Origin of the sequence: Phocaeicola sp. HCN-40430, from assembly GCF_037890285.1 — a bacterium.
Lineage (GTDB): Bacteria > Bacteroidota > Bacteroidia > Bacteroidales > Bacteroidaceae > Phocaeicola > Phocaeicola acetigenes.
Map to the genome: position 1 here is coordinate 1 of NZ_JBBKBS010000005.1, position 23,578 is coordinate 23,578.

The 23,578-nt window shown below is 42.5% G+C and carries 22 protein-coding genes; 10 read left to right on the forward strand and 12 right to left on the reverse strand.

What is annotated here, in order from left to right; translation table 11 throughout:
- From WKU26_RS03150 to WKU26_RS03180, 7 genes are all read right to left on the reverse strand, one after another.
- Positions 1-313 (reverse strand): hypothetical protein (locus tag WKU26_RS03150; protein ID WP_340320882.1); only part of this gene is annotated, 313 nt, incomplete at its 3' end.
- 33 nt (positions 314-346) lie between these two features.
- Positions 347-841: an RDD family protein gene (locus WKU26_RS03155; protein WP_340320883.1), complete on the reverse strand. Its 495-nt coding sequence runs from the start codon at positions 839-841 to the stop codon at positions 347-349.
- 77 nt (positions 842-918) lie between these two features.
- A complete protein-coding gene (locus tag WKU26_RS03160; protein WP_340320884.1) occupies positions 919-1,494 on the reverse strand; it encodes a hypothetical protein in 576 nt (191 codons plus the stop codon).
- Between the two features lie 68 nt (positions 1,495-1,562).
- A complete protein-coding gene (locus WKU26_RS03165) occupies positions 1,563-2,270 on the reverse strand; it encodes a hypothetical protein (protein WP_340320885.1) in 708 nt (235 codons plus the stop codon).
- 53 nt (positions 2,271-2,323) lie between these two features.
- Positions 2,324-2,824, reverse strand: coding sequence for an SMI1/KNR4 family protein (locus tag WKU26_RS03170; protein ID WP_340320886.1), 501 nt, complete (start codon positions 2,822-2,824; stop codon positions 2,324-2,326).
- A 640-nt stretch (positions 2,825-3,464) separates the two neighbouring features.
- Positions 3,465-3,866, reverse strand: coding sequence for a hypothetical protein (locus WKU26_RS03175; protein WP_340320887.1), 402 nt, complete (start codon positions 3,864-3,866; stop codon positions 3,465-3,467).
- Between the two features lie 491 nt (positions 3,867-4,357).
- A complete protein-coding gene (locus WKU26_RS03180) occupies positions 4,358-5,041 on the reverse strand; it encodes a hypothetical protein (RefSeq protein ID WP_340320888.1) in 684 nt (227 codons plus the stop codon).
- 1,063 nt (positions 5,042-6,104) lie between these two features.
- Between WKU26_RS03180 and WKU26_RS03185 the strand changes: the two genes are divergently transcribed.
- The 5 genes from WKU26_RS03185 to WKU26_RS03205 all read left to right on the forward strand — a co-directional run bounded on the left by WKU26_RS03185 (position 6,105) and on the right by WKU26_RS03205 (position 11,056).
- Positions 6,105-6,713, forward strand: a complete 609-nt coding sequence (locus tag WKU26_RS03185) for an HU family DNA-binding protein (protein WP_269877492.1) — start codon at positions 6,105-6,107, stop codon at positions 6,711-6,713.
- Between the two features lie 218 nt (positions 6,714-6,931).
- Positions 6,932-7,603, forward strand: a complete 672-nt coding sequence (locus WKU26_RS03190) for a succinate dehydrogenase/fumarate reductase cytochrome b subunit (protein WP_340320889.1) — start codon at positions 6,932-6,934, stop codon at positions 7,601-7,603.
- Between the two features lie 193 nt (positions 7,604-7,796).
- Positions 7,797-9,779: a fumarate reductase/succinate dehydrogenase flavoprotein subunit gene (locus WKU26_RS03195; RefSeq protein ID WP_269877491.1), complete on the forward strand. Its 1,983-nt coding sequence runs from the start codon at positions 7,797-7,799 to the stop codon at positions 9,777-9,779.
- Between the two features lie 40 nt (positions 9,780-9,819).
- Entirely contained in the window at positions 9,820-10,215 is a 396-nt protein-coding gene (locus tag WKU26_RS03200) for a four helix bundle protein (protein WP_340320890.1), read from the forward strand.
- 85 nt (positions 10,216-10,300) lie between these two features.
- Complete coding sequence (locus tag WKU26_RS03205; RefSeq protein ID WP_178267380.1) at positions 10,301-11,056, forward strand: succinate dehydrogenase/fumarate reductase iron-sulfur subunit; 756 nt, start codon at positions 10,301-10,303, stop codon at positions 11,054-11,056.
- A gap of 329 nt (positions 11,057-11,385) precedes the next feature.
- Here the strand turns inward: WKU26_RS03205 and dprA are convergent, their stop codons facing one another.
- Both dprA and WKU26_RS03215 read right to left on the reverse strand, forming a co-directional pair.
- Positions 11,386-12,501 carry a DNA-processing protein DprA gene (dprA, locus tag WKU26_RS03210; protein ID WP_340320891.1) on the reverse strand — a complete coding sequence of 372 codons (1,116 nt, stop codon included), beginning with the start codon at positions 12,499-12,501 and terminating at the stop codon, positions 11,386-11,388.
- Positions 12,498-12,905 (reverse strand): acyl-CoA thioesterase, encoded by a 408-nt coding sequence (locus tag WKU26_RS03215; RefSeq protein ID WP_340320892.1) that lies wholly within the window; start codon positions 12,903-12,905, stop codon positions 12,498-12,500. The genes dprA and WKU26_RS03215 overlap by 4 nt, the downstream gene beginning before the upstream one ends.
- A gap of 102 nt (positions 12,906-13,007) precedes the next feature.
- Here WKU26_RS03215 and WKU26_RS03220 point away from each other — a divergent pair, with 102 nt between their 5' ends.
- Positions 13,008-13,937 carry a tRNA-dihydrouridine synthase family protein gene (locus WKU26_RS03220; RefSeq protein WP_340320968.1) on the forward strand — a complete coding sequence of 310 codons (930 nt, stop codon included), beginning with the start codon at positions 13,008-13,010 and terminating at the stop codon, positions 13,935-13,937.
- Between the two features lie 93 nt (positions 13,938-14,030).
- Here WKU26_RS03220 and WKU26_RS03225 read toward each other — a convergent pair whose 3' ends face one another.
- Entirely contained in the window at positions 14,031-15,302 is a 1,272-nt protein-coding gene (locus WKU26_RS03225; protein WP_340320893.1) for a DUF2851 family protein, read from the reverse strand.
- 81 nt (positions 15,303-15,383) lie between these two features.
- Between WKU26_RS03225 and dapB the strand changes: the two genes are divergently transcribed.
- The 4 genes from dapB to WKU26_RS03245 are packed head-to-tail and all read left to right on the forward strand — an operon-like array spanning position 15,384 to position 19,136.
- Positions 15,384-16,139 (forward strand): 4-hydroxy-tetrahydrodipicolinate reductase, encoded by a 756-nt coding sequence (gene dapB / locus WKU26_RS03230; RefSeq protein ID WP_178267376.1) that lies wholly within the window; start codon positions 15,384-15,386, stop codon positions 16,137-16,139.
- A 3-nt stretch (positions 16,140-16,142) separates the two neighbouring features.
- Positions 16,143-17,567 (forward strand): S26 family signal peptidase, encoded by a 1,425-nt coding sequence (locus tag WKU26_RS03235; protein WP_340320894.1) that lies wholly within the window; start codon positions 16,143-16,145, stop codon positions 17,565-17,567.
- A gap of 44 nt (positions 17,568-17,611) precedes the next feature.
- Positions 17,612-18,490 carry a signal peptidase I gene (gene lepB / locus WKU26_RS03240; RefSeq protein WP_340320969.1) on the forward strand — a complete coding sequence of 293 codons (879 nt, stop codon included), beginning with the start codon at positions 17,612-17,614 and terminating at the stop codon, positions 18,488-18,490.
- A gap of 10 nt (positions 18,491-18,500) precedes the next feature.
- Positions 18,501-19,136: a WbqC family protein gene (locus WKU26_RS03245; protein WP_340320895.1), complete on the forward strand. Its 636-nt coding sequence runs from the start codon at positions 18,501-18,503 to the stop codon at positions 19,134-19,136.
- Positions 19,137-19,259: 123 nt separating this feature from the next.
- On the opposite strand, the gene WKU26_RS03250 is transcribed toward WKU26_RS03245, so the two are convergent.
- A complete protein-coding gene (locus WKU26_RS03250; protein WP_340320896.1) occupies positions 19,260-20,084 on the reverse strand; it encodes a glycerophosphodiester phosphodiesterase in 825 nt (274 codons plus the stop codon).
- A 17-nt stretch (positions 20,085-20,101) separates the two neighbouring features.
- A complete protein-coding gene (locus WKU26_RS03255) occupies positions 20,102-23,449 on the reverse strand; it encodes a glycoside hydrolase family 2 TIM barrel-domain containing protein (RefSeq protein ID WP_340320897.1) in 3,348 nt (1,115 codons plus the stop codon).
- Positions 23,450-23,578 lie beyond the last annotated feature (129 nt).

Here is a 23,578-nt window from a genome sequence, read left to right on the forward strand (position 1 = left end):
TAATTATACTTGCCTTGCAATCTTCAAAAGTGTCGTTATATACATAGATGTATTTTTTCTTTATGATAGCATCGTATAGTTGGTTTGAAAAGATTTCCCAGCTTATCAAGTCGCTGCGATTAACAATATATTCAAAATCATCAGATCCCATACATATTAAAGCCGAGTCTTGTCCTGAACAGATAGGAATAATGATCTCTGCATTGCCGCGTGTAGAAGGTTGTTCCGTGATAATATCATACAATAAATCCTTCTTTTCCTGTGCACAATTCGTGAATATGCAGGCAATCAGTAAACAGATAATGTATTTCATGGCTCGTTCGAATAATTTTTATTGTTATTAGGTCTATAAAAGCTCTAATAATCCCAATCGGGGAGAATAAATCGAAGTTAATAGACTAATTAATAATATAAAAGCATTTATTCCTATGATAATAGATAGAGATTCCATCCATTTTATTTTTATGTTTTTATGATTGTATTGTACTACTTGAGTCTCAGCAGCATAATCTCCTAATCTTCTGCCTTTTCTATGATAGAGCATAAATAATAAATCAATAGGCCCCAGTAAATAGAATAAGTTTCTTAACAAACATTTTATGGGACTGGCTACTTGTCCGGTTTTACAATCAATAACTTGTTGTTTGAGTATAATTCTTCCTATACTTCTTCCATTAAAACAATCTTTGTATAAGAAAAATCCCTCGGCAAACCATATCCAATAGTTGGGCTCCATATCCGTAATGCCAACTATTGCAAAAATGAACATTAAAATAATAAGTACGATTACTGCAGCAATGAAATCAATAACCATTGCAAAATATCTTTTAATAAACTCCATACTACTTAATCAGTTAAATGTTTTGATTACTAATAACTCTTTTTTTTGTAAGGAGTTATCTTTATTTTTGTTGAATACTATTCTTTGTGTGTAAGGATATCTATCATTTTTAGATCATTGATTTGTTTGGCAAAATCCAATGGAGAGCGATTGGCTTTGTTCTTGTTCTTGCATTCTATTGGTCTATAAATTTCAATATCTAAAAAATATTGAAAGTCTTCTTCATAGAAATCTAATACCAATTCTTCCTTTTTATCTTGTCTGATAAATACAATGATTCCACTCTTTTCATCTTCATATTTGAAGTTCCAATTGAAAACCGATAAATTAGGGATAGGTAGTAATCCACATTCTTTTACATTGGTTAGTTCCATCATATAGTTGGTATTCCAATCCAGTAGTTTCGACCACACTATTCTTTGTAAATTCTCTTTGTCTTCAAATGGGATTGTTTCCTTGTAAAATAAAGTATCGGAGTTAAAGTCTATTTGTTCTAAAAAGCAGTCTGTTTCTACAATAGAAAGAAGCATATCGGTTGTAACTTCTATATTCAATAGTTTATTGAGCTGTTGTAAGTATGCAGGTAGAAAGTTGACTTTGCCAAATAATCTTCTTCTTTTCTGTTCGTATGTTTCGTCGTGCATCTTTTCCATTTATTGTCTTTTGTTACTTTTTGCGTTTATGCTTTGGATTGAATTAGCAAAATGGCAATAATTGATATCTAATATCCATAAAATCCTTTAAGGTCATCTTCATCTGGAGGAAACATAAAGCATTTTTTCGCATTTTCAGACATTTCGGATGAAAATTCTATGAGTCTTTTTGTAGCTCCCTCTTCTCCATATAATAACATGCAGTAATGGCAGTATGATCCGATAGCCAGCATGTAATTTCCTCTTAGTAGAACTTTTAAATCATCCGAATGTAAAAATGCTATAATGTCCTTTTTGTTTTTCTCTATATAGTCTTTAATAATAGCAATTATCTTTTTTAAATGAAGTACCTCACCTTCCTTATCATTTTGGGCGTGGCATCGCATGGCTTCGCAACGATGTCTTATAATTTTCAAATAAGGATATCCTTGGGCGAATTCAATATTTTTCAAAGAATACACATATTTAACGGCTTTATCGTATTCTTCCATTTCTGCTAAAATTCCTAACTTTCTCAGTTCAAAGAAAGAATACTTTGAATACCCCTTTTCGATAGCTTCTTCTACCAGATAGAGAGCCGAGTCCAAATACTCTTTATGTTTGGGGGAAGTTGTTTGGTACATAAAGATATATTGTGAAGATTCTTCTTTGTAATATTTAAATAGAGAATCTACCAATACAGAGTCGGCAGATGACAAGTCTGCCTGTTTTGCTCCATGATTCTGACAGCTTGCAAAGACGACGGTTAGCAATAATATTTGTAATAGTCTTTTCATTTTAGTATAGATTAAAACAGGTTCTTTAGTGAAGATAAGGTGCGGAGATGCTTTTATAATTTCTCATTACCTTCGTAATCATAATATTTTAAGGTATTGCCAATTATCCAATTATTGATAAAATCAATAAGACTATTATTTGTGATTTCCGGCAAATCAGTTTCGCTATACTCATAGTCATGTTGCCAAAAGACAATCTGATTGGAAAATCCTTGGTTTGTTTTTATTCTTGTATCAAAACAATAGGAGTTTCCGAAACCATCAGGACTAAAAGGTATCAGATATTCATATTGAGGGTTTATCACCTCGTAATGTTCAAATTGATACGCGTTTACCAAATCATATTTATTTTTTGCAATACCAAGTACTTCATCTCCCATCAGGCTAAATCCATTTGTAATACTTAATAAATATTTATAATCCTCAGGGAGAGGTAAATTAAACTTCGATTCGAATCGAGCTATTTCTTCTGTTTCTATCGGAGCATTCAGTTCTAAAATATCGGGTGAAAACTTTAATAACTCCTTTATGGTTTGATCGACTTCTTTTTTCATAAGCTGAAAACAATATAGAGGGTATTTTTCATAAATACAGGTGCTCACTCACAAATTTAGGAAATTATATTTTATTTCCTTAATGTTCAAGTTCACATTCTGGGTAAGATTTCCGTTTTCATCGTAGGCGTATTTCACCTTATAACGAAAAAACGTTACTTGCTGAAATACACTCTGGTCAAGTAACGTTTTTATCATAGAGGTGAATACTAATTTATTCCTCTTCTATACACCTACTAAAATATGAATATATCTCCAAATACATAATATCTACTGTATCCCCAGTTGATAGTTGGGGTTATCGGCATCTATATTAGAATTTCTCTCATAAGTCTTACCGTTTACTGTAAATTTATAAACATAGCATCTTTCCCATCGACTGTACTTTCCTTTATGTCTGACAATATGCTCCAGCACAGCCTACCTTTTTTCCGTATATTGGTAATATTATATAGTTAAGGATAAGACTACAATAAGGTAGATAATATAAAATAATATGACAAATATAATTGTTTTTATATTCTCCTTTCTTATATTTCTTTTCCTTTTGAGTAAACGCATGTTTCGTCTTTTAATGCGTTTTTCTTGGCGTAAGGCTATTTTATCCGGGTCTTTTATCTTTTTTCGTTTCATCTTATGCCTATTTAAAATCGCATCCAGTTATACTACTATTAATCTCAGGGTTTGATGGTAGATATACAATTATTAATGAATCTCCAACTTTTTTGTCATTATCAGTAATTGTGTGCCCATAATAATACCTTTCCCTAATTTTAAATTTATAATATTGGGTGAATCGTCTCCCAGTTTCGTAAATAGTTCCTACGATGCATTGTCCATTTCTTTTTAGTAAGTATCCTTTATAAAAATTGTTTATGCCTATCGCTCCAATAAATATTACTGTAATGGCTATGATAATATTATTACGTGTGAAAATTTTCTTTTGTTTTTTCTTTTCAAGCAAGCGTGCATTTCTTCTTTGAATACGTTTTTCTTCACGTAAGGCTATTTTATCTGGGTTTCTTGTCTTTTTTCGTTTCATCCTATTTCTATGATGTTTCTGTTTTTACTTTTGAGTAAGATTTCCGTTTTTATTCTCGTAACGGTGTGCTTTTCTTTTACATTTCGTTTAGTGCTTCTTCTTCTGGAACTGATTTAATAATTGATGTGTCTCTCATGTAAAAAAAGTTGTATATAGACAGGCTGTCTTTGTATACAATCTCTCTGTTGGGTAGTTTAAGAATGACACTGTCCATATGGTTCAGATATGACTTTGCAACTTTCTTTTGCTTAAGCTTTACAGCTAAAAACAATAAATAAGATCTACCTGCTTGGGGTATATAGACAGAGTCTATATGATTATGAACATCATAATGGCAGTATATTTTGACAGGTTCATTTGTTTTGTTGTAAAATAAAAATGCTTGGGATCTCCAACAGCCTGTAAGTGTAATTAATATTGCGATGAATAGCAGGTTTTTCATCTTATGAACGATTAGGTTAAATTGTTGTATTCCTCTGTATTCAGTAGTATTATCTGGATTCTGTTTCCATCACCTTTTTCAATTTTTCTGCAAATTCTATATAATCTTGCAATTTGTTTCTTGCTCCGTTGGTAGAATGGGAGTTTTCATCCTCTTTCATATAACTGGATAACTCAGTTTCAAATTTTTGAATGTAATAATTCAGTCTCCATAAGGCAAGATCATTTCTTCCTTCTAAATAGTAGGCAATGGGTAATCTGGTATGACACCAAGTTTCAAACTTGGAGTAAATAAAACCACTTTCCATTTCTGCTATCAAATTTTTTCTGTCCGATATATAGTCCATATAGGGAATGGCTTTTTTAACAACCGTTTGTGTCATATCGTCTATTTGTGGAATTATATCTTCCTCTTTTCGGAATGTCCAGCATAAGTCATCAGTTCTCACAAGGTTGAGCAGCATAGTGTAAAAAGTGCTATAGCTATAACGAGGATAGGGGAAATGAAAGTTGAAGAACTTTTGCTGCAAATCGAATTCATCCTTATAGCCTACTGCAATCCCTGGATATATAGCTTTTACACCAGGATGATAATAGGAGGGAGGAAATTCTATTCTTTGCCACACATTCTTGTTTATATCCCGCGTGAAACAGTTTCCACTTCGTTTTACAAATCCATACGGTGCCAAACGTTCTGCTAAAGCTTGTATAATTTGTTTTTGTAGTTCTTTCATTGTGGATAAAGTAAAATAATGTGAGCTCGAAATACAGATAAATATATTTTGTTGATAATTAATAATATAGTGATAAATGTATTAAACTTATAGCACCGGATTATAAGATTTAAACAATTACCACTATGTTTCCATAGTCTAAAGTTACAGAGATTTATTGTATGGCTGATGATTTATTCCTATGATAATAGATATCTATCCATTTTATGTTTTTATGATTGTATTGTACTACTTGAGTATCAGCAGCATAATCTCCTAATCTCCTGTCTTTTCCATGATAGAGCATAAAATAATAGATGTTACGGTTCAAATTCTCGTAACGGCATGCCTCTCTCTTTCATAGCGTCGTATAGTAGCCCTTTATGGGGAACTGATTTAATAACTGATGTGTCTTTCATGTAGAAAAAGTTATATATAGACAGGCTGTCTTTGTATACAATCTCTCTGTTAGGTAGCTTAAGAATGACACTGTCCATATGGTTTATAAATAAATTGGCAACATTTACAATCTTAAGCTTTACAGTTAAAAATTCAAAAAAACAATCGCCTGATGGGGGGATATAGGCTGAAGAGTCTATATGATTACGGGAATCATAATAGCAATACATTCTGACAGGTTCATTTGTTTTATTATAAAAGGTAAATGCCTGGGATCTCCAACAGCCTGTAAGTGTAATTAATATTGCGATGAATAGCAGTTTTTTCATCTTATGAACGATTAGGTTAAATCTTTGTATCGCAAATATATATATATATTCATAATCCAGTATCTGCATCCATGTTTTTTTATCTGGGATGTTTCTGATAACGGCATAGGGAGGATTGGGATGGATATATGCTATTTGTTGTTAATAAGAAAACCGGTGATACAAGTAGTCTGCAGAAGATGGATTTTCTTGTAAAACACTTGTTTTCCGCTATTTGATTTTGTATATTTGTAGGAGAACGAAAGGCGTCTCTCTATAAGGAGACACCCGTATCATTGGGCTGGGACGAGTGTCTCTTTGCAATGAGACGAGTGTCTCCTTGCAGTGGGACGCCCGATAAACCTAAATCTTATATTATGGCAATAAAATTTGAATTCTATCGGACACCGGTTACTGCCGGTACCCACAAAAAACGTTATTATCCCAAAGTTATACACTCGCGCTGTGTGGATACTGAAAAACTGTCGCAGGAAATACACAAGTGCTGCACGCTGACTGTGAGTGATGTGCGGGCTGTGCTGATTGCCTTGAGCGAACAGCTTGCTTCTCATCTGGAAAGTGGGGAACGGGTACATCTGGACGGACTGGGATACTTTTCTGTTACATTGAAAGCACCCGAGGTGTCCGATCCTAAAACGACCCGTTCTACCTGCGTCAGTGTAAAGACGGTTCGCTTTCGCCCGGATGCGGAGTTGAAGGAACTGCTGGAAGAGGCAGAAATCAGACGGTCGGACTGGAGGCCGCATTCGCAGGTATGGACCGATGAGGAGATGGAGAAACGGCTGGCCGACTATTTCCGTTCGGAACCTTTCCTGACACGCCGGAAATTTCAGGAGCTTTTTACTCTTACCAGAACAACGGCTCTCCGGTATATCCATCGGCTGATAGAGGAGGGAAAGTTGCGGAATGCCGGCACACGTGCGCAGCCGGTATATGTAGAGGGGAAAACCTCGTCAACATATTAAAGAATTATTTCCGTAATCGCTTGTATTATCTGTGGAAAACATCTAATTTTGCACTGCATATTTTATGTTTTTTTGAGTTGGCAAGTGGATTAGGCTTTCCTCGATTTAACAAAGGTATTCAAAACCTTGTTCACTCGTAACCCGAAACCTTGTCGGTTCAAAAAAAGGCTTGAAAACTCAATCAAAACAATTAAATAATTTTTTAAAATCAATCATTTATGTGGTTAAGTAATTCATCTATTGGACGGAAAGTGGTGATGAGTGTAACTGGTATCGCCCTTGTCCTGTTTCTAACATTTCACATGGCGATGAACCTTGTTGCATTGTTCTCGGGAGAGGCATACAACATGATTTGTGAGTTCCTCGGAGCAAACTGGTACGCACTGGTAGCTACAGCGGGACTTGCAGCTTTGTTCGTAATTCACATTCTCTATGCTTTCTGGTTGACTGTACAGAACCGTGCAGCTCGCGGTCATGAACGCTATGCAGTGACTGCAAAACCGAAAAACGTAGAATGGGCTTCTCAGAACATGCTGGTACTGGGTATCATTGTAATTCTGGGTCTGGCTCTTCACTTTGTGAACTTCTGGTACAAAATGCAGTTTGCCGAAATCATCCACGAGCCTATGTTGGGTGGTTTGCATGCTACCGACGGTTATGGTTACATTATGCAGACTTTCTCTAACCCGGTATTCTTTGTACTGTACATCGTTTGGCTGGCTGCCTTGTGGTTCCACCTGACTCACGGTTTCTGGAGTGCTATGCAGACTTTGGGATGGAATAACCAAATCTGGATCAACCGCTGGAAATGCATCTCTAACATCTATTCTACCATCATCGTACTTGGCTTCATGCTGGTAGCTGTTGTATTTTTTGTGAAAAATCTGTGATAAGTTTTTAAGTTCTTGAGTTTTTGAGTTCTTGAGTGGAGTTCTTAAGTTTTGTACTTTTTGAGTTTTTGGGAATGACCATCAGCTTAAGGAAACAACTTGAAACCCCAACCAATTATCAGCTTAAAAACCAACCAACTAAACAATAACAAACTTAAAAACTTAAAACTAACAAACTTAAATTAAAAACATTATGACTAAGATACTTGATTCTAAGATTCCTGAAGGCCCGATAGCTGAGAAATGGACTAACTATAAAGCTCACCAGAAATTGGTGAACCCGGCTAACAAACGCCGTTTGGATATCATCGTGGTAGGTACTGGTTTGGCAGGTGCTTCTGCTGCTGCTTCACTGGGTGAAATGGGATTCCGTGTATTCAACTTCTGTATTCAGGACTCTCCTCGCCGTGCACACTCTATCGCTGCACAGGGTGGTATCAATGCTGCTAAAAATTATCAGAACGACGGTGACTCTGTATATCGTCTGTTCTACGATACTGTAAAAGGTGGTGACTATCGTGCTCGTGAAGCAAACGTTTACCGTCTGGCTGAAGTTTCAAACAACATTATCGACCAGTGCGTGGCACAGGGTGTTCCTTTTGCTCGCGAATATGGTGGTACACTGGCTAACCGTTCGTTCGGTGGTGCACAGGTATCTCGTACTTTCTATGCGAAAGGTCAGACTGGTCAGCAGTTGTTGCTGGGTGCTTACTCTGCTTTGAGCCGTCAGGTAGGTGCTGGTACTGTAAAATTGTTTACTCGTTACGAAATGCTCGATGTAGTATTGGTTGACGGTCGTGCTCGCGGTATCATCGCTAAGAACCTGGTAACTGGTAAGTTGGAACGTTTTGCTGCTCACGCAGTGGTTATCGCAACAGGTGGATACGGTAACACTTACTTCTTGTCTACTAACGCAATGGCATGTAACGTTACTGCTGCAATGTCTTGCTACCGTAAGGGAGCGATGTTTGCAAATCCGGCTTACGTGCAGATTCACCCGACTTGTATTCCGGTACACGGAGACAAGCAGTCTAAGCTGACTTTGATGTCTGAATCTTTGCGTAACGACGGTCGTATCTGGGTTCCGAAGAAACTGGAAGATGCAAAAGCATTGCAGGCTGGTACTAAGAAGGGTAGCGATATTCCTGAAGAAGACCGCGACTATTACTTGGAACGCCGTTATCCGGCATTCGGTAACTTGGTTCCGCGCGACGTGGCTTCACGTGCTGCAAAAGAACGCTGCGACCATGGCTTCGGTGTAAACAACACTGGCTTGGCTGTATTCCTCGACTTCTCTGAAAGTATCGAACGTCTGGGTATCGACGTTGTTCGTCAGCGTTACGGTAACTTGTTTGATATGTACGAAGAAATCACCGACGTAAATCCGGGCGAACTGGCTCGTGAAATCAACGGTGTGAAATATTATAACCCGATGATGATTTATCCGGCTATCCACTATACAATGGGTGGTATCTGGGTAGACTACGAATTGCAGACTACTATCAAGGGTCTGTTTGCTATCGGTGAATGTAACTTCTCTGACCACGGTGCAAACCGTTTGGGTGCTTCTGCTTTGATGCAGGGATTGGCAGACGGTTACTTCGTATTGCCTTATACTATCCAGAACTATTTGGCAGACCAGATTACTGTGCCTCGCTTCTCTACAGATCTTCCTGAATTTGCTGAAGCTGAAAAGGCTGTACAGGCTAAGATCGATCACCTGATGAATATCAAGGGTAAGAAGTCTGTAGACTCTATCCACAAGGAATTGGGTCGCGTAATGTGGGAATATGTAGGTATGGGACGTACTGCCGAAGGTTTGAAGACCGGTTTGGCTAAGTTGAAAGAAATCCGCAAGGAATTCGAAACTGAACTGTTTATCCCGGGTGCAAAAGAAGGTATGAACATCGAGCTTGACAAGGCTTTCCGTCTGGATGACTTTATCACAATGGGTCAGCTTATCGCTTACGATGCGTTGAACCGTGAAGAATCTTGTGGTGGTCACTTCCGTGAAGAACACCAGACTGAAGAAGGTGAAGCTAAACGTGATGACGAAAACTTCTTCTACGTGGCTTGCTGGGAATACCAGGGAAGCGACGACAAGGCTCCGGTATTGTACAAAGAACCATTGGTTTACGAAGCAATCAAAGTACAGACTCGAAATTACAAGAGCTAAACAGCAAAGTTTTTGAGTTTTTAAGTTTTTAAGTTTGCTTATGGGCACGTTTAAGGACCTTTTGGTTTGGAAAAAGGGAATGGAACTGGCTAAGTTGGTATATCAATGTACTGCCGGTTTCCCTATCGAAGAACGCTTTGGTCTGGTAGCTCAGCTTAGAAAATGTGCGGTTTCAATACCTTCTAATATTGCAGAAGGTTTTGGAAGATGTACGGATAAAGATCTTGTTCATTTTCTATATATGGCCTTGGGGTCTTGCAATGAACTGGAAACTCAGATGATACTTTCGCACGATTTGTCGTTTGTGGATTCTGACCGGTTCAGAGAAATGGAGATTCGGATAAATGAGGTCGCTAAAATGTTAGGTTCTCTAATTTATAGAAGAAAGAACGGATTGGATACAAATATCAGGACTGAATACGATAAAAGTGTCTGAAGCATACAATGAACTGAAAACTTATAATTTTGTCGAGAATGAATCGACAAACTAAAAAACTAACAAACTAAAAAACTAAAATCACATGGATAAAAATATATCATTTACGCTGAAAGTTTGGCGTCAGAACGGACCGAAGGAAAAAGGTCATTTCGATACATTCCAGATGAAGGATATCCCGGGTGATACTTCATTCCTGGAAATGCTGGATATCTTGAACGAGCAGTTGATCGAAGAAGGTAAAGAACCGGTGGTATTCGACCATGACTGCCGCGAAGGTATCTGCGGTATGTGTTCTTTGTATATCAACGGACATCCTCACGGACCTGCTACAGGTGCAACTACTTGCCAGATCTACATGCGCCGTTTCAAAGATGGTGATGTAATCACTGTAGAACCATGGCGTTCTGCCGGTTTCCCGGTTATCAAAGACTTGATGGTAGACCGTACTGCTTACGATAAGATTATGCAGGCTGGTGGTTTCATTAGTGTACGTACTGGTGCTCCTCAGGATGCAAATGCAATCCTGATTCCGAAACCAATCGCAGACGAAGCAATGGATGCTGCTTCTTGTATCGGTTGTGGTGCATGTGTGGCTGCTTGTAAGAATGGTTCGGCTATGTTGTTCGTATCTGCTAAGGTTAGCCAGTTGAACCTGTTGCCTCAGGGTAAACCGGAAGCTTTGCGCCGTGCTAAAGCAATGATTGCAAAAATGGACGAACTGGGATTCGGTAACTGTACAAATACTCGTGCATGTGAAGCTGAATGTCCGAAGTGCGTTTCTATCAGCAACATCGCTCGCTTGAACCGCGACTTTATCAAGGCTAAACTGAAAGACTGATAGGAGTTTGTTCTCCGTGAAATAGAATTTTGAGGAAGTTGTGTGGAATGTAAATTCTGCACAACTTCTTTTTTTATCCGTGTGCAAGGGGAGAAAAAGGGAATTGGCTTCTTTTCAAACGTTGATAAACGTAAAATAACTTTAAACGGATTGTGATAGATTGATTTTCTATTGGATTTTTACTGAGAAAGTGTTACATTTGTGTCGTGATTTTTTTCATAGTATTAGATTTAAGGTTAACAAGGTTGGGAGAAAGCGTTCTCCCATTTTTTTTGCCCTTTACTGATTGCTCCGGAAACCGGACGGTCTGCCGGTTGTTTCCGGAAATCTTAGATCAGTTTATACATTCCTCCTGCCAGTGTGCGGATCATTCCTTTTAATTCCAGTTCGAACAGAATACCGGTGAGACGGTTGATGGCAATGTTGCTGGCTACTACCAGTGCATTGATTTGTATGCCTTCGGGCTGAGCGGACAGCAGACTGATGATTTTTTCTTCTTCGTCCGACAGGTCGGGGAAAAGTTGCCGCTGAATGGCCTGTGGGGGCTGTACGGAAGGGGTGTTCCAGTTCATGGCTTCTACAAATTGGGCTGCGTCTTGCAGAAGGGCAGCGCGGTTGAGACGGATGAGTTGGTTGCATCCTGCCGAATAAGGAGCATCGATGCGTCCGGGAAAGGCAAAGCAGTCGCGGTTGTAACTTTCGGCAATTCCGGCAGTAATGAGTGAACCTCCTTTCTCGGCAGATTCTATCACAAGGGTGGCATCGCTGATGCCGGCTACAATACGGTTTCGTTTTACAAAGTTTTGTTTGTCGGGATTGGTGCCACTCATAAACTCGGTGAGCAGTCCGCCTTGCGAAAGCATATCGGCAGCTGTACGGCGGTGTACACTGGGATAGATACGGTCTAAGCCGTGTGCCAGTACGCCTACCGTGTCGATGCCGTATTGCAGGGCAGCACGGTGAGCGTGGATGTCGATGCCGTATGCCAGTCCGCTTACTACCAGTACATCGGGCAAGAGTGCCTGTAGCTCTTTCAGAAAGCGGAGGCAGATGTCTTTGCCGTATTCGGTGGCGTTGCGGGTACCTACCATGCTGATGATGTGACGGCGGTTGAGGTCGGCTGTACCCCGGTAGAAGAGTACGAGGGGAGCGTCGTTGCATTCGCGAAGCCGCGAGGGATAAGCCTCGTCTAAGGCTGTCAGGCAGGTAATGTGGTTTTTCTCTGCAAAACGGAGCTCTGCTTCGCAAAGGCGCAATACGTCCGGAGCATCGAGAGCCTGAAGGATTCGGTTGGGAAGCTCCGGTATTCTTTCTTTCAGTGTCTTTCTTTCTTCAAACAAAACAGAGGCACTGCCGGCTGCCTGTATCAGCTGGTGGGCAGTGATAAGGCCGATACCCGGTAAAAGAGGGAGGGCCAGCCGGTATAGAAGTTCTTCTTGTTTCATTTCGATAGGTAAGGAGCAAATACGGTGTCGAAGAGTTCGCTGTTTCCTAAGCGGCCGTGTACCACACAGACGGTTTCTACGGTAGCTTTGATGACGACTTTCATGTCGGGAAGACGGAAGATGTCCTGATAAAATATGTATTTGATGCCTTCTTTCTTAAGATAGAGCTTGGAGACAAACTCATCGCCGCTTTTAAGTGGGGTCTTGAAGGCCATATTGAGGCGGGCTACTACGGGGTCGATGCCTTCGGTGTGGAGTTGGGCGAAACTGATGCCGGTAGCAGACAGAAATTCGTGACGGGTGTGCTCTATGTAGTGCTGGTAGTTGGCGTTGTTTACGATGCCCTGCAAATCGCATTCGTAATCGCGTACCTTCATTTTTAGTTCGTAAACGTATTTTTCCATGCTGTTTCTTGATTATGTGACTTTACAAAGTTAATGATTTTTGTGTCTATACCTACGATCTGCCTGAAATTCGTATCTTTGCCGAAAACAGAGGAAAGGATGATTACACTTTATGCAGCCCCTTTGCAGGGATTTACAGAAGCAGTGTGGCGGAATGCGCATGCAGAAGCGTTTGGAGGTATTGATGCCTATTACAGCCCTTTTGTGAGGCTGGAGAAGGGGGATTTCCGAAATAAAGACCGTCGGGATGTGGCTCCGGAGAATAACCGGGGGGTGCATCTTATTCCGCAACTGGTGGCTGGAGAAGTGGACGAACTGTGCAAGATAACCGATTTTCTGGTGGAGCTGGGATACCGGAAGGTGGATGTGAATATGGGATGTCCGTTTCCTCTGATTGCGAATCGGGGGAAGGGATCGGGCATTTTGCCTTACCCGGACCGGGTGGGGGCGTTGCTCAAGGCAATGGAACGTTATCCGCAGGTGGCTTTCTCGGTGAAGATGCGGCTGGGATGGCAGGAGCAGGAGGAATGGAAAGCGATTCTTCCGCTGCTGAATGACTCGTGTGTGCATCGTATCGTGTTGCATCCTCGTATCGGGAAACAGCAGTATAAGGGGGAGGTGAACACGAAGGCTTTTATGGAGTTTTACAGGGAGTGCCGTATTCCGCTGGTGTATAATGGTGATTTGTGTGGTGTGGCTGATATGTACGAATGGGTGGACAGGGCTCCGGATTTGTGTGGGCTGATGTTGGGACGGGGACTGCTGGCAAATCCGTCGCTGGCAGATGAATTCCGTACGGGACATATGCCCGGACAGACTGAACTGTATCGGAAGGTGGAGCATATGCATATGCGGATGGTGGAAGGGTATCGCCGTCAGATTGAGGGAGGAGAGGCGCAATTGCTGGGCAAGCTGAAGACAATGTGGGAGTATTTGCTGCCACAGATGGATAAGAAGGCGCGTAAGGCGATTGTGAAGAGCAACAGGCTGGATGGCTATCTGCTGGCTGTGGAAAATGCGCTGAGGGGATAGAACGGCAGCCGGTAGTGAATCATGGATGAGACGGATAGGAACGGGCCGGCTCCGGCGGGAGATGAATGGTGTGACCGACCCGATGGACAGTGATTATTCTTTCTTTTGTTTCAGATATTCGTAGCCGATACGGCAATAAAGGCATTTCTTTGTATCGCAATAGTTCTTTTTCAACTGAATGAGGGCCTGACTGTCGCCGGCATGGGCAGCTTCCAGACCGCATTCTTTCCATAATCGGACAATGTAATTGTTTTCGGGCTTTAGTTCTTCCAGGAACTGGCTGGCACGCTGGCAGAGGAGTTCGTTGCCTTTGTGCTTGCCGTATGCATACAGAAAGGGAACGACTGTGTTGATGATGAGCAGGTCGATAGACGACTGGCTCAGGGTTTTGGGACGGGAAGGAGAAGGGGTACCGAAACTGTAATGGGTGAGCCAGTATGTGGAGGTGCCTCCTTTGAGCAGGTCGCGCAGGTCTTTCAGGGTGGAGAGTTCGAGCAGGCGCGACAACATTCCCTGGGAGCGGTGATAAAGACACGCCAGTTGGGCAATGCGGATATGGGGGAAGTTGCCTGGGCGCATGCGCAGGAACCGCCAGTGACAGTCGGTAGAAGGCTGTAACTGGAATTTGTGTTGTAGATAGGTGTATTCCTTGATAAGTTTCTCTGTGTATTCGTCGTGGGGAAGTTCTTGCAGGAGCCCGGCTTGTCCGAAGAAGAAGGCTTCTATCTGGAACAGATTGTCGCGGTGTTTGTTGACGGCGGCAAGGGGGACTTGTCTGGCCCAGAACTCGAAGGTATCGCTGTTTACTCCGAAACCGAAGTTGCGGGCAAGGGTGATGAAGAAGGCGGTTTCCCAGTCTTTTCCGCAATGTTCCAGACGCTCGGCTATTTGCCGGGCTTTGTTTTCGAAACGCTCGGTTTGCAGCCGCGACATCCAGCTGTGCAGCAGGAAGGAAGAGAGTCGGGGAATGAGGGAGAAGCAGGCGGGATAGCGGTCGGTTTGCAGGAGTTCTTCGTAGTTCTCTGCCAGTTGTGGCGGACAGTGAAGTTCCAGTTGGGGTATCTGCTCGCCGTTGGTGCGGGTTACTGCGGTGTCGATATCGGAAGCTACGTGCAGGATGACAGAATCGTATGCTGTATCCTGATGATGACGGTGGCGGTACCAGTCGGAAGCACGCTGGTGTATTTCTACATTACCTACCCAAAGTACGCCTTGTATCTTGATTTTGGCATTGAAAAAGTCGGCTCCGGCATGTGGGTTGGGAAGTCCCGGATCGATGACTTCGATGGATTCTCCCTCGGAGGTGTGCAGATGTTGCAGAGGGAAAAGCTTGTGTTTCCATACATAGTGTAGAAGTTGCTCCATGTTAACGAGGTATAAATGTATCTCAAAAGTAATGATTAATAATGAGAAACACTATCTTTGTACAGAAAAAAGAAGATAATTATGAAAATTGCATTAATTGGATATGGAAAGATGGGCAAAGAGATAGAGAAGATTGCTGTTGCCCGCGGACATGAGATTGTAAGTATTATTGATATAAATAACCGTCAGGATTTTGAGTCGGAAGCTTTCCGTTCGGCAGATGTAGCCATCGAGTTTACAGCACCTGCCGTGGCTTACGACAATTGCCTGAGTGCCTTCCGCAATGGAGTGAAAGTGGTATCGGGAAGTACCGGATGGATGGGTGAACATGGAGAGGAAATGCGCAGACTGTGCGAGGAGGAAGGAAAGACACTGTTCTGGTCGTCGAATTTCAGCTTGGGCGTGGCTGTGTTTGCAGCGGTCAATAAGTATCTTGCCAAGATTATGAATAACTTCCCGAATTATGAGGTATCGATGGTGGAAACACATCATGTGCATAAACTGGATGCGCCGAGTGGTACTGCCATTACACTGGCAGAAGGTATTTTGGAAAATCTGGACCGCAAGGATAAGTGGGTGATGGGTACGCTGACTGCTCCGGATGGTACTGTGAGCGGAACGACTGAATGTGCTGCCAATGAATTGCCGGTGAGTGCCATCCGCGAAGGAGAGGTGCCGGGTATCCATACTATCCGTTATGAATCGGAGGCAGACTCTATCATTATCACACACGATGCAAAGAACCGCAAGGGGTTTGCTTTGGGAGCTGTACTGGCTGCTGAGTATACGGCTGCACATACAGGATTTCTGGGTATGAATGATTTATTCAAGTTTTAATTTATGATACAGGCTTCGCGTACGCAGTGGATCAAGTTCGGAGTAATTCTGGCCTTGTATCTCTTGTTTCTGTTATGGCTGAAAAGCTGGTTGGGACTGATTGTGGTTCCGTTTATCTTTGATGTGTATATTTCGAAGAAGATTCCCTGGACATGGTGGAAGACTGCCAAGAATCAGACGGTAAGAACCGTGATGAGCTGGGTAGATGCCATTGTCTTTGCATTGGTGGCGATTTATTTTGTGAATCTGTATTTCTTCCAGAATTATGTGATTCCTTCTTCTTCACTGGAGAAGTCGCTGCTGGTAGGTGATTATCTTTTTGTGAGCAAGATGAGTTACGGTGCCCGTATTCCTCAGACACCGCTTCATATGCCGCTTACACAGCATACATTGCCGGTTTTGAACTGTAAGTCGTATCTGGACTGGCCCAAATGGGAGTATAAGCGTGTAAAGGGATTGGGTACGGTGCAGCTGAATGATATTGTGGTGTTCAATTTCCCGGCTGGAGACAGTGTGGTGAGTGCCATCCCTAATGATGATTTGTATCGCATCAGTTATCAGTTGGGCAAGCAGCTTTCCAAACCGGTCGATATGGCTTCGCTGACTGTAGAACAGCAGCGTCAGGTATTCGACTTTTATTATCATGCCGGAAGGGAATACATTGACCAGAATCCGCAGGATTATGGAAAGATTTTGGTGCGTCCGGTAGACCGCAGAGAGAATTATGTGAAACGCTGTGTGGGATTGCCCGGACAGACGCTGGAGATAAAAGACCGCATTATTTATCTGGACGGAAAGGCCAACAAGGAGCCGGATAATGTGCAGTATCGTTATTTTGTATATACCAAAGGACAGTTGCCTGAGGAACTTTGTCACGAATTGGGTATCAGCAAGGAGAATCTGAGTATGTATTATGCCGATGAATCGGTGTATAACATGCCGCTGACAAAGAAAACGAAAGAGGCTTTGCTGGCCCGGAAAGATTTGGTGATTCGTATTCAGGATGTGGCTGATGATGATGCCGGAGGACTTTATCCGCTGAATAAGCTTACCGGATGGACGGTGGATAATTACGGTCCGATATGGATACCGAAGAAAGGGGCTACCATCGACTTGACTTTGGATAATCTGCCATTGTACGAGCGGCCGATTGCTGCTTACGAAGGAAATGCACTTGAAGTGAAGGATGGAAAGATTTTCATCAACGGACAGCAGACCAGTCAATATACTTTTAAAATGGATTATTACTGGATGATGGGAGATAACCGTCATGATTCTGCCGACTCGCGTTTCTGGGGATTTGTGCCCGAAGACCATATCGTAGGTAAGCCTATCTTTATCTGGTTGTCTTTGGATCAGGACAGAGGATGGCTGAATGGCAAGATTCGCTGGAACCGTCTGCTGAAGTGTGTGGATAATATCAAATAAAGAACCGGATAGTGAAAAACCGTTGGGGCGTATGGCTGAGGCTGATGGCAATGACTGTTATTGCTGTTTTGCTGATAAAAACCCTGCTTATAACCTCTTGTTTCATTCCGTCGTCGGGTATGGAGAATACGTTGTACCAGGGCGAAGGGGTTTTGGTAAGTAAGTGGAGTTATGGGCTGCGTGTGCCTTTCCCCTCTGTGTTCGGATATCATCGTATTGGAGAACAGCCGGTGAAGTGTGGAGATATCGTGCTGTTCAACAATCCGAATCCGTCTGATAAAGACCGTAGAATAGAAAGCCGGGAGTTGTTTATCAGTCGCTGCATCGGTACGGCAGGAGATACGCTGATGCTGAACCGGGAACTGATTGATACTGCCGGTAAGGTATTCAGTCCGGACAGTAAATCGCTTTATTGTTATCCGGCTTCCTGCGAAGACAGTGTACGGATGATGCTGGATTCGCTGGGAATAAGTGGCAATGCATTGGTAGGATATACACCGGAAGGAGCATATATACGGAGTTTCAGTCATTATGAATATTATCTGCTGACACAGCTTGCGGGAGAGCGTATTCCTTTCTCGCTGTATCAGGATGGAATAAAGGAAAAGGCGTATCCTTATGTGGTGCCGCAAAAGGGAAGGGCTGTAGAGGTACATCCGTGGAACCGGGCGCTGCTGTGTAATACTATCCGTAATCATGAACATAAAAGGGCTGAGATTCGTCGGGATACATTGTTCGTAGAGGGAAAGCCGGTGAAAATGTATGTATTCAGCAAAAACTATTATTGGATGGCTTCCAACAATCCGGTGAATCTGTACGATTCGCGGCTGTTTGGTTTTGTACCCGAAGATCATATTATCGGGAAGGCTCTTTATGTGTGGTTTACCTCGCAGAAAGGGAGATTTTTTCAACGTATAGAATAAGGAATATAAAATGAATCAAATCATACTTAGTTCGGCTTATCTGGCTCCTGTGGAGTACTATGCCAAGCTGTTTGCATACGACAAGGTGTATGTAGAACGTTTCGACAGTTACATGAAGCAGACGTACCGCAACCGTTGTGTCATTGCTTCGGCAGGAGGCCCTCAGGCACTGACTATTCCTACGGAGAAAGGGGAAGGGGCGAAGTGTCTGATGAAGGATATCCGGATTTCCGATCACGGCAACTGGCGTCATGTGCACTGGAATGCGTTTGTGGCTGCTTATAAGCATAGCCCTTTCTTTGATTATTATGCCGACGAGTTTCATCGGTTTTATGAGAAGCGGTATGACTTTCTTTATGACTTTAATATGGAATTGTGTCATTGGATGTGCGAGCAGATAGACCTTCAGCCTGTAATGATACCTACAGACGATTATGTAGCTGTTCCGGAGGGAATGGACGACTATCGCGAGCGGATTCATCCCAAGAAGGTATATACCGAAGCAGATCTTGATTTTTCTCCAGTTCCTTATTATCAGGTGTTCGATGCAAAGCAAGGCTTTCAGCCTAATTTGAGTATAGCAGACTTGTTGTTCAATATGGGGCCGGAGAGTCTGCTGGTGTTGAGAGACAGTATCGTGAAATAAATCAGATAAAAAAGAATATAGCCGTGAAAGAGTTTTTTTGCTTTTTCACGGCTATATTCTTTTATGTTGTCCTCACGTAAAGGCTTCTCCCGAAGCTTCTTTTACTTGTATCGTCTCAATGAATCAGAGAGAAGGAGCGGTAGAAGAACAGAAAGGACGGTCGTAGTCTGAGTCAATCTGATAGTAGGTAACTCCCCATGACTTTAACCATTCCAAATCGCGGAATGCTTCCTCCAGTCCCTGTTGGGTAACAGGATGCTTATACGGACGGTTTACACAAGCCATAATCTGAATTCCGTGCTCCTGGCACCAGCGGATGAGGCGGGAGTTCAGTTCATCAATTCCGGCAAAGAGGAAATAATAATCTTTCGTCTTTTCTCCGTACTTCTGAAAGAACTCTTCTCTTTCGCTGATAAGCATCGTAATTTTTCCTTTTCTGAGAAAGAAGTTTCCGTGTCCGATGAAATAGGAGTGATTGATGAAACCGGTTTCTTTCAGAATACGGTATAGCTCTTCGTAAAAAGCCTGAGAAGGATGGTCGAGTTTGATGTCAAGCATCAGTTCAGTGATTTTTCCCTGTGCATATCGGCAGTATTCCTCTACAGAAACAGGGGCTTTCCCTTCTTTATGCAACGGCTTTAACTGCTGTATTTCCTCCCAGGTTAAGTCCGCACAACGTGCCTTACTGGCATAGTCACGTTCGAGAGTAGCATAATGATAAAGAAAAAGTACTCCGTCTTTGCTTTCTCTGATGTCTATTTCAACTCCGGTATATCCTCTTTCTACTGCTTCATCAAGTGCAGCCAGGCTGTTTTCCGGATGACAGCGGTTTTCTGTTACGCCCCCTCTGTGACCAACCAGATGGTATTGTTTATCCACATCGGCAGCCTGCAATCGCAAACTGCCGATGATAGATAGTAGAATACAAATAATATATATTTGTTTCATAGATTTGGTTTTAAATTTTACATCGGAACGATGGTGAATCCCCATTTGTATTCCTGGTTGGCAGGAATCAGATATTGTGGGTCGGGCTGTGCTCCCCAACTGTCGTAACCTCCTACACCCATTTGTTTCATATCCAGACATACCTCTACGAAGTTGCGTGGTTCGATGTCGTTGATATGAGTATGACGTGGTTTAAGGTTGCGGGCAGTATTGATGTCATGCTTCAGTTCTTCTGCATCACGGTTGTTCCACTGATAATCGCGGTGTGTAGCTTCCTCGCCGTCGAAATCCTCAATAGAGTTACGCAAAGCGTTGAATCCTAAAGTCTGGTCGGCATAGATTGCCAGTCCTTTTCCGTTTTTCTTGCTCAACTTAATCCATCGAGTATCAGTATGATGTCCGTTTTCCTGCGGGCGAACATACGGATAATACATCTTGTCGGCTGTATTCTTATAGATACCTACCATAGTACCGTTGTTACGGTCGCAGTAGTTTTCTTCCGGACCACGTCCAAAGTAAGTTACTTCGTTCATAGTAGCCGGCAGACGGAAACGTACTCCGATACGAGGCACTACCAGTTTAGAGCTTGCACGGCGTAATGCATCGTTGCCCGGAGTGAATGTTGCCATACGGGTAGCTTCCGATACTTCTGTTTGGGCAGCATCCATATCTGTTGAAGTGAAAGTATAGTCAGCTTTCACTACTCCCGACGGATAGATACGGTAAGTTGCGATGTAGAGGTTGCCGGTAGCCAGCAGATAAGTAGCTTTCAATACAGCCTCTTTACCTTCCATATTCAGTACGGCATCTACAACCTTGAAGTTCTTGCTCGACTGCTTCCAAATTTGCAGACGCTTCGGCATCTGATTACCATAATCGTTGTCGTTTGGTGCACGCCAGAAATTAGGCTGTATACCGAATCCTTCGTTGAAATACTCTGTACCCTTTACTTTATACGATGTCACCAGACCAGTCGATTTATCGAAGCAGAACTGCATGCGTGAAGAGCGGACAGTAAACACATCGCCTTCTGTTTCACATTCCAAAGCAGGACCAGAAGTCGCAAATGTCTGTTTGGCTGCATCGATAGGCAGACGGAACTGTTCATGTGCAATTTCGTAGCCTTCCGGAATGAGAGGTTCAGCTTCTACGGTTGTAACAGCAAACTCTACAAAATATTCTGTACCGACTTTTTCTTTCAATCCGCTCACATTCACTTGCAGCTCTTTGCTTCCCTGTGGTTCGATGTCGAGCGATACTTTCTGACGGCGGATTACCTTGTCATTCGCCTTCACCAGATAAGTAATCATGTACTTTTTGAGGTTAGTAAAGTAAAAACGGTTCTTTACAAGGAAAGTACCTTTTTCCAAATCAACAGCCTCGAAAGCTACATCCTGATGTGCATATTTAACTTCATTCATTGCCGGATGAGGAACACGGTCGGGGCCTACCAGACCATTGCAACAGAAGTTACCGTCGCTTGGCATGTTGGTTCCAAAGTCTCCACCATATGCCCAAAATGGTTTTCCATTCTCGTCGTGTGTCAGCATACCCTGGTCCACCCAGTCCCAGATATATCCGCCCTGCAAGTTCGGATAGCGGTAAATGGCTTTCCACTGGTCCCACAGACTTCCGGTAGAGTTACCCATGGCATGTGCATATTCCGATGGAACCACCGGTCGGTCACTTCCGTTCTTACCGATGCTTTCCAGCCAACCGGCACTTGGATACTGGGGTACATACATATCCGAGTTCCATTCCCATTGTGCACGTTCATAGTTTACCGGACGATCCATAATGTCTTTATCTGCTTCCTTCATCCAAAGATAAGTCTGGTAGAAGTTATAACCGTTTCCGGCTTCATTGCCCAAAGACCAGAAGGTAAGGCTGGGATAGTTTTTGTTACGCTCAAACATATTGATGGTACGGTACATATGCGGTTTCAGCCATTCCGGGTTATTTCCCAATGTACCTCCCTTACGAAGGTCGTAATACATACCGTGGCTTTCGATATTAGCTTCATCGTACACATACAGACCATATTCATCGCACAACTCATAGAAGCGGCGGTCTTGTGGGTAGTGACACAGACGTACTGTATTGATGTTGTTACGTTTCATCAGTTCAAAGTCTTTCCGCATCAGTTCCTCAGTCACATAATGACCTGTTTCCGGGTTATGTTCGTGAATATTCACCCCTTTCAGCTTGATAGGCTGTCCGTTGATAAGAAGTACTACGTAATTCTTTCCGTTGGCAGCTTTCTGGTTAGTTTCCTTTATTTCGATGCGGCGGAATCCTACATTATAAGGAATCACTTCGCTCACCTTTCCGTTTTCTTTTACTGTCATATACAGTTTATACAGATTCGGTGCTTCCGATGTCCATGTAGCTACCTGTGGCAGTTCTTTGCTGAAGGATATCGTAGTAAGTTTGCCGTTTTCCACTTGTGCCGGTTGTTCCTCAGAAGCTACAGTCTTACCGTTTTTGTCGGTCAGTTCATAGCCTACGCTCAGATTTGCAGTCGTTGTCCGATGATTTTTCAAGTCGATTTGCAGGCGGAAGATACCGTTACGATAACTATCGTCCAAAGTGGAAGTAATACGGAAATCCTGTACGGACGCTTTGGGCTGTGAGTAGATGAAGACATCGCGTTCTATTCCACTGATGCGCCAGAAGTCCTGACATTCCAGATAAGATCCCGTACTCCAGCGGAATATTTTCAATGTCAGTACATTATTTCCCGGTTGCAGATACTCGTTGATAAGATACTCTGCCGGATTCTTGGAGTCTTCGTTATAGCCAACTTCTTTTCCGTTCAGATACACATAACATCCCGATTTTGCTCCGGCAATGTGTAAATAGATATCCCGGCCTTCCCAATTGTCTGGGATAGTAATGTTGCGGCGGTATACTCCCACCGGTGTATTCTCAGGAAGTTGAGGAGGTTGCGGATTACGAGGTTGGAACTCATAGCCATGGTTGGTGTAAATAGCCGTACCAAAACCTTGCATCTCCCAGTTACCCGGTACTTTGATATCCTTCCAGTCGGCAGTGCTGATTGACGGGTCTGTAATATTTGCCGGAAGTTGGGTATACGATTCAGTGAAGTAGAACTTCCATGTACCGTTAAGCAATTGATAGTACGAACTCTTTTCATAGTCACCGGTAGCTGCCTGAGCTTTATCGGCATAAGTCATAAAAGCAGAGCGAGGTGCTTCGCGGTTGACAGAGACAGTCTGGATATCTTTCCAGTAAGGAAGGGTAGCGTTGTCTGCATATGCGGTTTGTGTAAATCCGGTCAGACAGGTTATCCCAACCAATGAATAACAAAGGTTATTCATGATGTTAGATAAGGTTGTCTTCATGTTTTAAATTAGTGATTAGATGATTGTTTCTGAACACAAAATTAGTTTTTTCTTTTTGATTTGATAAAACATGTAAGGCAAATTGTAAAAAAATATAAGAGGTGATAGTAAGAGAGAATAAAATTGTAC

Bases quoted from the DNA above. Each gene is read 5' to 3' on its own strand.
- WKU26_RS03155 (WP_340320883.1), bottom strand. From the start codon at position 841: ATGGAGTTTATTAAAAGATATTTTGCAATGGTTATTGATTTCATTGCT.
- WKU26_RS03160 (WP_340320884.1), bottom strand. From the start codon at position 1,494: ATGGAAAAGATGCACGACGAAACATACGAACAGAAAAGAAGAAGATTA.
- WKU26_RS03165 (WP_340320885.1), bottom strand. From the start codon at position 2,270: ATGAAAAGACTATTACAAATATTATTGCTAACCGTCGTCTTTGCAAGC.
- WKU26_RS03170 (WP_340320886.1), bottom strand. From the start codon at position 2,824: ATGAAAAAAGAAGTCGATCAAACCATAAAGGAGTTATTAAAGTTTTCA.
- WKU26_RS03175 (WP_340320887.1), bottom strand. From the start codon at position 3,866: ATGAAACGAAAAAAGACAAGAAACCCAGATAAAATAGCCTTACGTGAA.
- WKU26_RS03180 (WP_340320888.1), bottom strand. From the start codon at position 5,041: ATGAAAGAACTACAAAAACAAATTATACAAGCTTTAGCAGAACGTTTG.
- WKU26_RS03185 (WP_269877492.1), top strand. From the start codon at position 6,105: ATGGCAATAAAATTTGAATTCTATCGGACACCGGTTACTGCCGGTACC.
- WKU26_RS03190 (WP_340320889.1), top strand. From the start codon at position 6,932: ATGTGGTTAAGTAATTCATCTATTGGACGGAAAGTGGTGATGAGTGTA.
- WKU26_RS03195 (WP_269877491.1), top strand. From the start codon at position 7,797: ATGACTAAGATACTTGATTCTAAGATTCCTGAAGGCCCGATAGCTGAG.
- WKU26_RS03200 (WP_340320890.1), top strand. From the start codon at position 9,820: ATGGGCACGTTTAAGGACCTTTTGGTTTGGAAAAAGGGAATGGAACTG.
- WKU26_RS03205 (WP_178267380.1), top strand. From the start codon at position 10,301: ATGGATAAAAATATATCATTTACGCTGAAAGTTTGGCGTCAGAACGGA.
- dprA (WP_340320891.1), bottom strand. From the start codon at position 12,501: ATGAAACAAGAAGAACTTCTATACCGGCTGGCCCTCCCTCTTTTACCG.
- WKU26_RS03215 (WP_340320892.1), bottom strand. From the start codon at position 12,905: ATGGAAAAATACGTTTACGAACTAAAAATGAAGGTACGCGATTACGAA.
- WKU26_RS03225 (WP_340320893.1), bottom strand. From the start codon at position 15,302: ATGGAGCAACTTCTACACTATGTATGGAAACACAAGCTTTTCCCTCTG.
- dapB (WP_178267376.1), top strand. From the start codon at position 15,384: ATGAAAATTGCATTAATTGGATATGGAAAGATGGGCAAAGAGATAGAG.
- WKU26_RS03235 (WP_340320894.1), top strand. From the start codon at position 16,143: ATGATACAGGCTTCGCGTACGCAGTGGATCAAGTTCGGAGTAATTCTG.
- lepB (WP_340320969.1), top strand. From the start codon at position 17,612: ATGGCAATGACTGTTATTGCTGTTTTGCTGATAAAAACCCTGCTTATA.
- WKU26_RS03245 (WP_340320895.1), top strand. From the start codon at position 18,501: ATGAATCAAATCATACTTAGTTCGGCTTATCTGGCTCCTGTGGAGTAC.
- WKU26_RS03250 (WP_340320896.1), bottom strand. From the start codon at position 20,084: ATGAAACAAATATATATTATTTGTATTCTACTATCTATCATCGGCAGT.
- WKU26_RS03255 (WP_340320897.1), bottom strand. From the start codon at position 23,449: ATGAAGACAACCTTATCTAACATCATGAATAACCTTTGTTATTCATTG.